This is a genomic window from Fulvimonas soli (assembly GCF_003148905.1).
Lineage (GTDB): Bacteria > Pseudomonadota > Gammaproteobacteria > Xanthomonadales > Rhodanobacteraceae > Fulvimonas > Fulvimonas soli.
Window position 1 is genome coordinate 140,128 of sequence record NZ_QGHC01000007.1, and the last position, 10,625, is coordinate 150,752.

General features: G+C 69.3%; 11 protein-coding genes. 4 read left to right on the forward strand and 7 right to left on the reverse strand.

Translation table 11 applies throughout. The features are described from left to right. Positions 1-24 precede the first annotated feature (24 nt). Both C7456_RS10670 and C7456_RS10675 read right to left on the reverse strand, forming a co-directional pair. Entirely contained in the window at positions 25-621 is a 597-nt protein-coding gene (locus C7456_RS10670; RefSeq protein ID WP_109723736.1) for a hypothetical protein, read from the reverse strand. Between the two features lie 9 nt (positions 622-630). Next, on the reverse strand, positions 631-1,512 hold the full coding sequence (locus C7456_RS10675) for an alpha/beta fold hydrolase (RefSeq protein WP_245889831.1): 882 nt from the start codon (positions 1,510-1,512) through the stop codon (positions 631-633). Between the two features lie 434 nt (positions 1,513-1,946). On the opposite strand from C7456_RS10675, the gene C7456_RS10680 reads away from it, so the two are divergent. From C7456_RS10680 to C7456_RS10695, 4 genes are all read left to right on the forward strand, one after another. Then, positions 1,947-2,486 carry a fimbrial protein gene (locus tag C7456_RS10680; RefSeq protein WP_109723738.1) on the forward strand — a complete coding sequence of 180 codons (540 nt, stop codon included), beginning with the start codon at positions 1,947-1,949 and terminating at the stop codon, positions 2,484-2,486. 80 nt (positions 2,487-2,566) lie between these two features. After that, the gene (locus tag C7456_RS10685; RefSeq protein WP_109723739.1) at positions 2,567-3,310 is read left to right on the forward strand and encodes a fimbrial biogenesis chaperone; all 744 of its coding nucleotides are present in this window, start codon (positions 2,567-2,569) and stop codon (positions 3,308-3,310) included. Continuing rightward, on the forward strand, positions 3,307-6,081 hold the full coding sequence (locus C7456_RS10690; protein WP_109723740.1) for a fimbria/pilus outer membrane usher protein: 2,775 nt from the start codon (positions 3,307-3,309) through the stop codon (positions 6,079-6,081). The genes C7456_RS10685 and C7456_RS10690 overlap by 4 nt, the downstream gene beginning before the upstream one ends. Continuing rightward, positions 6,078-7,031: a fimbrial protein gene (locus C7456_RS10695; protein ID WP_109723741.1), complete on the forward strand. Its 954-nt coding sequence runs from the start codon at positions 6,078-6,080 to the stop codon at positions 7,029-7,031. Before C7456_RS10690 ends, C7456_RS10695 begins: the two co-directional genes overlap by 4 nt. A gap of 6 nt (positions 7,032-7,037) precedes the next feature. Here the strand turns inward: C7456_RS10695 and C7456_RS10700 are convergent, their stop codons facing one another. The 5 genes from C7456_RS10700 to C7456_RS10720 all read right to left on the reverse strand — a co-directional run bounded on the left by C7456_RS10700 (position 7,038) and on the right by C7456_RS10720 (position 10,540). Next, positions 7,038-7,364: a hypothetical protein gene (locus C7456_RS10700; RefSeq protein ID WP_139942823.1), complete on the reverse strand. Its 327-nt coding sequence runs from the start codon at positions 7,362-7,364 to the stop codon at positions 7,038-7,040. Between the two features lie 304 nt (positions 7,365-7,668). After that, positions 7,669-8,469: a hypothetical protein gene (locus C7456_RS10705; RefSeq protein WP_139942824.1), complete on the reverse strand. Its 801-nt coding sequence runs from the start codon at positions 8,467-8,469 to the stop codon at positions 7,669-7,671. Between the two features lie 57 nt (positions 8,470-8,526). Continuing rightward, a complete protein-coding gene (locus C7456_RS10710; RefSeq protein ID WP_139942825.1) occupies positions 8,527-9,069 on the reverse strand; it encodes a hypothetical protein in 543 nt (180 codons plus the stop codon). Continuing rightward, entirely contained in the window at positions 9,066-10,019 is a 954-nt protein-coding gene (locus C7456_RS17340; RefSeq protein WP_211306310.1) for a glycoside hydrolase family 19 protein, read from the reverse strand. Before C7456_RS17340 ends, C7456_RS10710 begins: the two co-directional genes overlap by 4 nt. Continuing rightward, positions 10,016-10,540, reverse strand: a complete 525-nt coding sequence (locus tag C7456_RS10720) for a thioredoxin domain-containing protein (RefSeq protein WP_139942826.1) — start codon at positions 10,538-10,540, stop codon at positions 10,016-10,018. Before C7456_RS10720 ends, C7456_RS17340 begins: the two co-directional genes overlap by 4 nt. Positions 10,541-10,625: the final 85 nt, after the last annotated feature.

Below are 10,625 nucleotides of genomic sequence, written 5' to 3' on the forward strand. Positions count from 1 at the left end.
TCCTCCACGGACTGGCCGGGCGGGTCACGGCAGCTTCCTTCGGCGCCGGAACAGCACGACCAGCGCGGCGACCAGCAAGCTCGCGCCCATGCCGCACAACATGCCCAGGCGGAACGGATCGCGGTCGCCCTTCCACCACGCCGCCAGGCCGACGAAGCCCATCAGCGCGGCGACCAGCAGCATCCGCCGCCACATCGGCGCATGCCCGTCGTCGCAGTCCGGCGCGCCGCCGTACAGGCGCGTCATCACCCACCAGCGCGTCGAACCGTAGACCATCACCAGGGCCGGGAACACCCAGATCAGAATCGAGCCGTCCAGCGCCACCACCTTGCCGGCGGCCAGGAAGCCGCCGACCAGGCTCAGCGCGCCGACCACCGCGGTCGCCGCGCCGAGCGCGACCAGGTGGGTGCGCTGCTCCAGCTCGTCGCTATAGCGGATGCGCAGGGCCATCAGGCCGATCACGTAGAGCATCGGCAGCACCGGGACCACCGCGAGCAGGAACTTGATTCCCGTCGCGGGCGTGCCGCGCACCAGCGGCCACACCAGCACCATCAGCGCGACATAGGCGCACATCGAGATGCTGGCGCGGCGGTCGTACTGCCTGGGCGTGAGGCGGCGCATGGCGGGCCCTCAGAGCGTGTCGAGGAAAGCGTCCAGCGTCTGCTGGAACTTCGCCGGCTGGTCGAGCATCACGAAATGCCGCGCCGGGCCGATCGACGCCACCCGGGCCTTCGGCGCGCTGGCCAGCAGGCTGCGGTAGTAGTCGGCCTTCTGCTGCTCGCTCATCGCCATCGGGCCGGCGGCGAAGTCCGGCGCGTTGTAGGGCGAGATCTCCAGCACCGGCAGGTCGGCGCGCTTGAGCGCAGCGCGCAGGTCCAGGCCGAAGTCCTCGGCCATGTACTGCGCCGTGGCCTTCGGGTCGCTCTTCGCGTTGAGCTTGCCGTAGACCTCGGCCTTGGCCGGGTCGAGCACGCCGATCTTCTGCATGTAGGCGATCTGCTGCGCCTGGAACTGCGCCGGCGTGGCCGCCCGCATCCGCGCCTGCATGGCCGCGGCCATCGCCGACCGCTGCGCGGCGGGCAGGCCCTCGCTGCCGGGGAACACCGGCAGGCCGTCCACCGCCACCACGCCGCCGAGCAGCTCCGGGTGCTCGCTGGCCAGCTTCAGCGCCAGCGTGCCGCCCAGGCTGTGGCCGACCAGCACCGGCTTGTCCAGGTGCCGCTCGCGGATCAGCCCGACCAGCGCGTCCCCGGCCTGGTCCAGGTAGTTGCCGCCGGCCGGCGGCGGCGTGCCGTCGAAGCCCGGCAGGGTCACCACGTAGACCGTGTGGCCGCCCCGCAGCGCGGCGGCCGTGTCCTTCCACACCCAGGCGCCGCCGCCCAGGCCGGGCACCAGGATCACCGGGCGGCCATGGTCGCCGTGGACCTCCACCTTCAGGTCCGCCGCCGTTGCGGGCAGCGCGGCGGCCAGCACCAGGCAGCCCGCCGCCAGGCGCGCCGCGAAACGCTTCATCGACTTCGACATCTCCCCGCCCTCTGTCAAGTGAACTTGACATGCAGCGTAGGGCCGCCCGGGAGCCATGTCAAGCATGCTTGACAAAAGACGTCCCGGTTCGGCCCAGGACCGGAAAACTTGAGCTCAAAAATGTGATCCAGTTTGCATTTATCGGCCCGGTATGCCGAAAATTGTCCACTCCTTCGGTCGCAGCGCGGGTCCAGCCTGCCGGTTTCCGACCGGCAAAAGCGTTGCAATTCAAGCCCATAGCCACTCATCGCGCCACATGGCACGAGGGTTGCTTTAGGCCCGGGGAGCGACTCGGGGTATCCGACAACACAGAAAAGTGTCGGGCGTCGGGCCCAGTACAGACGCAGTCGGAGGCCATGGCCTGCTTGTCCGGGAGCGCGTCGAAATCCGCTTGACCAACCACACGTTTCGAAGGACACGGTATGAACAAGATTCTCCTTTCTACTGCCCTGGTCGCCGGTCTTGGCATCGTCGCCCTGGCTCCGCGCACGGCCTCCGCCGTGGACGGCACCATCAACATCACCGGCACCGTCAACTCGTCCACCTGCAAGATCAACGGCGACAACGGCCCGGCCACCATCGACGTCGCGCTGCCGACCGTGTCGACCACGTCGCTGAACGCCGCCGGCGCCGTCGCCGGCCGCACCCCGTTCAGCATCGCGCTGACCGGCTGCGGCTCGCTGACCAAGGCCACCACCTTCTTCGAGCCGGGCCCGACCGTGCTGTCCGACGGGCATCTGAAGAACGCCTCCGGCACCGCCACCGGCGTGGAAGTCGAGCTGCTGAACAACGACTTCAGCTCCATCAACCTGGCCGGCGCCCCGGGTTCGCAGAACTCCCAGCAGGCCACCCTGGCCAGCGGCGCCGGCACGCTGAACTACTACGCCCAGTACTACGCGACCGCCGCCGCCGGCGCCGGCTCCGTGTCGACCAGCGTGCAGTTCACGATGCTTTACCAGTAAGTCGACAGGGCGCCGGAACCCACGGTCCCGGCGCCCTTGCGACCAGCTCGGCGGCCCCTGATCCCACCGAGGAAGCTCCCATGAAAAGGTTCGTCTGCGCCCTGGGCGCGGGCCTGCTGGCCCTGTGCCTGGGCGTTCCCCACGCGCAAGCCAACGTGCTGATCGGCGGCACCCGCGTGGTGTTCCCGGCCAAGGACGGGGAAGTCACCGTCCGCCTGACCAACGACAACGACCACCCGGTGCTGGTGGAGTCCTGGATCGACCGCGGCGACGTGCATTCCACGCCCGAATCGGTCGACGTGCCGTTCCTGATCACGCCCCCGCTGTTCCGCATGGAGGCGAAGAAGGAGCAGAGCCTGCGCATCGTCTTCACCCACGAGCAGCTCCCGGCCGACCGGGAATCGCTGTTCTGGCTCAACGTGCTCGAAGTCCCCCCGAAGCCCACCGGCCCGCAGACCGAAGGGCAGAACATCCTGCAGCTGGCGCTGCGTTCGCGGCTGAAGCTTTTCTACCGTCCGGCCGGCCTGCCGGGCGACCCGCTCAAGGCGCCGGGCGAGCTGGCCTGGAAGGTCGTGGCCGACGGCAAGGGCTATGCGCTCGAAGCGCACAACCCCACGCCGTACCACGTCACGATCTCCGAGCTGTCCGTCGCCGCGGGCGGCCGCAACGCCACGGCCGAGATCGGCATGGTCGCGCCGCTCTCCGACCTGCGCCTGCCGCTGCATGACGCGGCGCAGAAGCCGGCGCCCGGCAGCGCCGTCACGTACACCGCGATCAACGACTTCGGCGCGGCCGTCAGCTTCAAGGGCACGGTCGCGCCGTGAACGCCGTGCGCGCCACGCACGGCCGCACGGACGTCCACGGCCAGGCCGTGGGTGCCCGCGCGCTGCTGTGCATGGCGATCGCCGGCGCGCTGCTCGGCTGGCACGCGCCGTCCCGCGCGGCCGACGCCGCCGCGGCCACGCCGGCCGCGACCGGCGCCGACGCCTCGTCCGGCGCCGACGCCAGCTTCGACCGCAACCTGCTGCCGGGCGCCGGCAGCAACACCAGCGACCTCTCGCGCTTCGAGCGCGGCAACCTGGTGCTGCCGGGCGTGTACCGCACCGACATCTTCCTCAACAACGGCTGGGTGGGCCGCGCCGACGTGCGCTTCGCCGCGCCGCGGCCGGATGCGTCCGCCGTCCCCTGCCTGAACAAGGCGCTGTTCGAGCAGCTGGGCCTGCCGCTGCAGAAGCTGTCGGCCGAGCAGCAGGCCAGGCTGGCCGACCCGAACGGCTGCGCGCCGATCGGCGAGCTGATCCCGGCCGCCACGGCGAGCTTCGACCAGCCCAACCTGCGGCTGGACGTGAGCATCCCGCAGGCCTGGCTGGGCGCGCGGGCGCGCGGCTACGTCAGCCCCGAGAACTGGGACGCCGGCGTGCCCGCGGCGCTGCTCAACTACAACGTCAACAGCTACCGCAACCGCAGCAACGGCGTCACCCAGACCTCGACCTTCGCGGGCTTCAACGCCGGCCTCAACGCGGGCCCCTGGCACCTGCGCCAGGATTCCACCTTCGTGATGCAGTCCGGTTCCGCCGGCACCCGTTCGAGCCACCACTGGCAGAGCATCGACACCTACGTGCGCCGCGACCTGCCCTCGCTGCGCGCGCAGCTCACCCTGGGCGACTCCTACACCAGCGGCGACCTGTTCGACAGCGTGAGCATCCGCGGCGCGCAGCTGGCCACCGACGACCGCATGCTGCCCGACTCGCTGCGCGGCTACGCGCCCACCGTGCGCGGCGTGGCGGAGACGAACGCCAAGGTGACCATCCGCCAGAACGGCATCGTGCTGTACGAGACCACGGTGGCGCCGGGGCCGTTCGTCATCTCGGACCTCTATCCCACCGGCTACGGCGGCGACCTCGAAGTGGCGGTGACCGAGGCCGACGGCCGCGTGCGCAGCTTCGCCGTGCCCTATGCCTCGGTGCCGCAGCTGCTGCGTCCCGGGCTCAGCCGCTTCGCGGTGGCGGCCGGCGAGCTGCACGACGCCTCGATCCACGCGCACCCGGCCATCGTGCAGGGCACGATCCAGCACGGCTTCACCAACCTGCTGACCGGCTACGCCGGCGTGGTGGCGCTGAACGGCTACGGCGCCGTCCAGGTCGGCACCGCCCTCAACACCCGGTACGGCGCGCTGGCGGTGGACCTGACCGACGCGCGCACCGAGATCCCCGGCCAGTCGACGCAGAACGGCCAGAGCCTGCGCCTGAGCTACAGCAAGATCCTGCCGGACACCGACACCTCGCTGACCCTGGCCACCTACCGCTACTCCACCAGCGGCTACCTCGGCCTGCGCGACGCGATGACCATGCGCGACATCGCCAACGGCTACCGCTACGTGGACCCGGCCACGCTGACCACCATCGACGGCGTGGCCGTCTCCAACCTGCTGACGCCGGACCAGCTGCGTGCGCTGCAGGGCGTCAACCAGGGCGCCTTCGCCACCTACACCAGCCAGCTCGACCGCCAGCGCAGCCGCTTCGACATCAGCCTGAACCAGCGGCTGGGCCAGCGCGGCGGCTCGCTCTACGTCACCGGCTCGGCGATCGACTACTGGAACCGCAAGGGCACCGACGTGCAGTTCCAGGCCGGCTACAACAACACCTTCCGCCGGCTGAGCTACACCGTCTCGGCCACGCGCACGCGCAACGCCTACTCGCGCATGAGCAACGAGCTGTTCGTGAGCTTCACGCTGCCGCTGGGCGACAGCGTGCACGCGCCGATGTTCGGCGGCAGCCTCACCCACGACAACAGCGGCCACACGCTGGACCAGGCCACGGTGAACGGCACGCTGGGCGTGGACAACCAGTTCAACTACGGCGCCACCGTCTCGCACGACAACGGCGTCGGCAACGGCGGCAGCAGCGGCGGCAACGCCGGCACCGTCTACGCCGGCTACCGCAGCCCCTACGCGCAGTTCAACGGCAGCGTCGGCGCGGGCAGCGGCTATTCGCAGGCCTCGCTGGGCGTGGCCGGCGCCGTGGTGGCGTACGCCGGCGGCGTCGTGTTCGGCCAGCCGACCGGCGACACCATCGCCGTGGTCGAGGCCCCGCAGGCGAGCGGCGCGCGCGTCGTCAACGCGGCCGGCGTGCGCGTCGACCACTTCGGCCACGCGCTGGTGCCCTACCTGACGCCGTACAACCTCAACACCATCCAGCTCGACCCCAAGGGCCTGCCGCTGACGGTGCAGCTGGAGGCCACCAGCGCGCAGGTCGCGCCGCACGCGGGCGCGGTGGTGCTGCTCAAGTTCAAGACCGAGAGCGGCCGCACGGCCATCGCGCGCGTGCGCCGCGCCGACGGCAGGCCGCTGCCGTTCGGCGCCGAGGTGGTGGACGCGCAGGAACAGTCCGTGGGCGTGGTCGGCCAGGCCGGGCGCATCCTGCTGCGCGGCGTGAAGGACAGCGGCCGGCTCACCGTGCGCTGGAGCGCCGAGGACGGCCAGCCGATGCGCTGCGCGTTCCCCTACCAGCTGTCCGCGCCGGCCAAGGGCCAGGCGCAGACTTACGAGAAGATCGAGGCGACCTGCACGCCTGTCGCCGACGGAAGCCGCTCATGAAACCGCTGCGCTACGCCTGCCTGCTCACTCTGCTGCTGGTGCTTTGGCCCAAGGCGACGCTGGCGAGCTGCACGATGTCCGGTGGCACGGAGACCGTCAGAATGACGATCAGCTCGCCCATCACGCTCGATCCGAACGCGGCGGTAGGTACGGTGCTGGCCACCTCGCCGGTCGTCTCGCCCAGCCCAAACACCACTCAGGTCTCCTGCTCGGGCAGCACCACCATCGGTGTCATCAATCTGGTGGGTTCGCAGCCGAGCGGCAGCTCGACGATCTATCCCACCGGCGTCTCGGGCGTCGGCTACCGCATCCTGCATCCGGACTCGAGCTACTACCTGCCGCCCTGGGGCTACGACTCGATCGATTCGGGCACCTACGAACTCTCGGTCGGCTCGGCCCTGCAGTTGGTCAAGACCGGCCCGATCACGAGCGGTGCGACGCTCAACGCCGGCACGCTGGGCTATTGGCAATACGGCGGCCGCCGCACCAACCTGCGCGCGGAGGATTTCGTCCTCGCCAACTCCGTGACGTTCGTGGCGCCAAGCTGCACGGTGACCACGCCGAACATCGCGGTGACGCTGCCCACGGTGTCCAACACCGCGCTCGCCGGCACCGGCGCCACGGCCGGCGCCACGGCCTTCACGATTGGGCTGAACTGTCCCAGCAGCGCAGCCGGGCGCACGATGGCGATCCAATTCGACACCGCCCAGTCGTTCTCCGGCGCGAACGGCGTGATCATCCCCACCGCCGGCACGGCCAGGAACGTCGGCGTGCAACTGGTGGACAGCAGCCTGTCGCCCACCGTCGTCTTCGCCCACCCCGTCACGGTAGGCACCACGCCCAGCGGGCTCTACAACCTCACCTACTACGCCCGCTACTACGCGACCGCCGCGTCGGTCACCCCGGGCAACCTGACCGCGACGGCCACCTTCACCATCAGCTATCCGTGAGCCGGCTCATTCGTAGGTCTGCGTGACCAGCTTCGGCTCGGCATTCAAGTAACCGGCGAAGTAGCCGATCAAGCGGTCGGAGGACAGCGCGCTCCCCTCCGTGACCGACAGTACGTAGGACTGTGCGGCCTGGCCGGGAGTGGCATCGGCCTGTTCGGTGCAGCGGTAGTGCCGTGCGCCCAGGTTCTGCGCCTCGTTGATGCGTCCGGCCCCGACGCTGCAGGTGGGTTCGACGATGGCGCCGCTGAAACCGATGCTCCCTCCGTCCGCATGCGCCAGCGGTGCGGCCATGGCCAACGCCAACATCCCCGCCACCGCAACGATTCGCCTCATGGCCATGCCCTCCAGCTCCACTTCGGAAGCTCTCGGTCTGCCTATCGGCGGCCGAGGGGACCTGCTTGACGGCTTACGCCGGCGCAACCGCCGGATTTGCGATGGGCGTCACATTTTTGACGCGGCCGGCCGGACGCGGCCCAGCCCGTCGGAAGCTATCGGCAGGAATGCCGCCGGTTTGACCCCTTGGTTCCGAATGTCGACGGGGCCCATATCGGCCAGCTGGGTTCGGCGGCTCCTGTCGGGCCAGTGCGCCCTTCGCCAGGCACGCCGTCCATGGACCACTTGCGCGGCACGGTGCCGGCTACCTGCTGACCGCCGGTTCGCCGGCGCGCTCGCGCTCGAACAGTGAAGGATCGAGCGGCCCGAAGGCCAGCGCAACGGTCTCCATGCGGTAGTCGTGCCCGCCCAGGTCGCGCCCCCTGAAGGCAAGCAGCAGACCCGTTTCGGCGTCGAGCCAGAACTCGCCGCTGTCGGTGCCCATCGGACCCTCCTGCCCGGCATGGCGGTAGCGCCAGCCCTTCGCCGGTCGGCCGGCGACCGTGCGGCCGTCCGCGGGAGCGCAGGACAGGTCCGCCTGCCAGCAGGGCCGTTGCGGGTCCAGGCGGACGACGCGGCCGATGCGGAAGCCGTCCGCGGGCAGCCACGCCCGCGACGGTTCCCGCTGCAGCCAGCTGTGCCGGCCGTCGCTCAACCATCGCCCGCGGAGCTTCGGGCCCGCCTCGAAATCGATGCGCGCGCGGTCGCCGTCGAGATAGATCGTCTCGGTCATGGCGCCCTGGATGGCGTCGCCGGTCAGCACGGCGTCCTGGCGCACGGGCGGCATGTCGGCAGCCCGCGCGACGGGCGGTGCCACGCACAGAACCGCCACGAATGCGGCTTGGAGAAGCAGGGCCCGCATCCGTGCCAGCCGGCGCACCGGAGCAAGGGCAGGTTTCGGGGCAGCCGTTTCATCGGGCGTGGTGCTCGGCAAGGCTCGGTCGCGGCGCCTGGCCTTCGCGGGGCGAGCATCGAGAAAGGAATGCCTCATCTCGTTGTCTCCGAAGATGATTGCATCACTGCCGCCGAAAGGCTTGGGGCGGAGGCGCGGAAACCGCCGCGGCACGCGACAAATTCTTCTGGCGCACTGCCCTTCCGACCCACGCAGACGGCGGCAGCGACTCTAGTTCTTCATCGCATCCACCAGCTTGCGCACTTCCGCTGGCGTCTTGCCGGAAAAATGCGTCGGCTCGCCATCCGCCTGTCCCTCGACGCCCGTCATGGCGTCGCTGTTCGCGATGGTCTTGTCGGGGACCAGGCCGCCCTTGCCGTCCTGCCCATAGGCATAGACCTGGTACAGCGTGCCGTAGGTCCCCTCGCCGCGGTGGTTGACCGCCCACGAGACGATGACGAACAGGCGCGGCTGGCCGCGCAAGGGATAGGGAAACGCCGCCTCCACTTTCGGTGGCGCGCCCTCGAACGAATACCTGTCGATCCTCGACTTGCTGCATGCGCCGTTCGTCGCGCGATACAGCACCACATCGACCGGATAGTCGGCATCGGACGACGGCTCGAAAGCGACGACGCCATCGGCATAGACCCCCGAAGCGTAGACCTGATGGGCGGCATCCGCCTTGGGGCACGCCGGCGTGGAAACGGACGCCGATGCGGCCATCGGCGCCGCGCCGAGGAACAGCCACAGGCATACTCGATTGAACACTCTCATGTCTCCTGCGTGGCACCGAGCAGACAGGCCACCGCGTTGTATCGCTTCTTGCGGTCGTCGTAGCCGTTGGTCCCGCCATTGACGGCCTCGGTGACGTCCTTGACGGTGCCGGTGTCGGCGGTTGCGTTGATGCCGTGGGCATCCCAGAAATAGAAGGCCGATTCTACGGCGTATTCCGTATTGTCGGCGACCAGTTCGGGATGATCGATGAAGGACTGCTGGTCGTCCGGGTTGAGCGCGTTGTGCCGGTCCTGGAAGCCCTGATAATTGGTCCTGCCGGTAAGCTGGATCAGGCCGCGCCCCCGGTATTTGTAGCCGTCGCCGCTGGCTTCGTCGCCATTGCCATTGCGGTTGGCGTAGACGTAGTTGCCCAGGTTTTCGGCGTTGTGCTCGTAGTCCGACTGCTGCGTCCAGAGCTTGTCCCGCAACCTGCCCTTGGTGCAGTCGTCCTGCGCCGCGCTGTAGTTCTTCGGCCCGCCCTTGCAGCCGAAGATCTGGTGCATGCGCTTGGCACTGTAGCTGAGCGACTCGGTGGTGGCCTGGAAACCGCTCTCGTGGCCGATCTGGGACAGGAAATGGGCCATGCGCGCGGGTGTGTTCACTGCATATTCCCTGGCGAACTTGTTCAGATAACCGAGCACGGCCTCGTGGGTGGCGGAGCTGCCGTCCGGATCGGCCGCTTCCAGCATCTGCATGGTGATGAAGGTGCAGTTGTGCGCGTCTGCCCAGTCGTCCTGCGCTTTCTGCGTCATGAAGCACATCTGCGGGTCTGCGCACAGATTGCGTGGCTGCGCGCATTGCTGTTGCGCCGCGGCCCGCACCGGCAGGGCAGTACAGAGCACCAGCATCGCGAGAAGTGCCATGAGCCGCCGCAGCATCGCCGCCCTCCCGCCGTCGGCGTTCCATCCCGTTTTTCCGGGTCCATCCAGCGTAGACACGCCCATCTTCATTTCCTTCCTTCCGTCGGAGACTCTCCACCGTAGGATTTCAGCGGCCCGGCGGCCCTGCCCAGCACGCTCCGCACAATGTCGGGCGCCGCTCCACCCGTGAGCAGAGTCGCGCCGTGCGAGTCCCTCACCAGGTACATCGGCGTATAGCCGCCCCAGTTTCGCCACTGGCGCTGCAGGGCCAGGTTGGACGCCTGCAAGCCCTGCGTCGCCCCTGCCGGCACTCGGTATCCGCCATGATGGGCATGGAAGTCGTACTGGCGGAAATTGGCGTCCAGCGCGGCGCGCGGGTCGCCGGCGTGCAGGATCGCCGCCGCGAGACGCGCACTGTCTTCGCGGAAGTAGGCGATCGGCACCCAGCGTACGGCGATGCCGCGGGCCTCTTGCCGCAACAGCGCGTATAGCCGTGCGCAATACGGACAGTTGGCATCGAAGATGATCTGGATGGAGGGTTTTGCCCCGGGCGTCCCGCCCATCACGACGCCTTCCGCCGCCTCGGCCAGCTGCCAGGTGGACGGTGGCATGCTCCTGAATTGCACCTCCTGTGCGTGGACCGGTACCCCAGCCAGGCACCAGGCGACCACCGCAAGAGCCGCCAGCCGGCGGAGC

Excerpts from the sequence above, each read along its gene's own strand:
- C7456_RS10670 (WP_109723736.1), bottom strand. The coding sequence starts at position 621 with ATGCGCCGCCTCACGCCCAGGCAGTACGACCGCCGCGCCAGCATCTCG.
- C7456_RS17340 (WP_211306310.1), bottom strand. The coding sequence starts at position 10,019 with ATGAAGATGGGCGTGTCTACGCTGGATGGACCCGGAAAAACGGGATGG.
- C7456_RS10695 (WP_109723741.1), top strand. The coding sequence starts at position 6,078 with ATGAAACCGCTGCGCTACGCCTGCCTGCTCACTCTGCTGCTGGTGCTT.
- C7456_RS10680 (WP_109723738.1), top strand. The coding sequence starts at position 1,947 with ATGAACAAGATTCTCCTTTCTACTGCCCTGGTCGCCGGTCTTGGCATC.
- C7456_RS10675 (WP_245889831.1), bottom strand. The coding sequence starts at position 1,512 with ATGAAGCGTTTCGCGGCGCGCCTGGCGGCGGGCTGCCTGGTGCTGGCC.
- C7456_RS10685 (WP_109723739.1), top strand. The coding sequence starts at position 2,567 with ATGAAAAGGTTCGTCTGCGCCCTGGGCGCGGGCCTGCTGGCCCTGTGC.
- C7456_RS10700 (WP_139942823.1), bottom strand. The coding sequence starts at position 7,364 with ATGAGGCGAATCGTTGCGGTGGCGGGGATGTTGGCGTTGGCCATGGCC.
- C7456_RS10710 (WP_139942825.1), bottom strand. The coding sequence starts at position 9,069 with ATGAGAGTGTTCAATCGAGTATGCCTGTGGCTGTTCCTCGGCGCGGCG.
- C7456_RS10720 (WP_139942826.1), bottom strand. The coding sequence starts at position 10,540 with ATGCCACCGTCCACCTGGCAGCTGGCCGAGGCGGCGGAAGGCGTCGTG.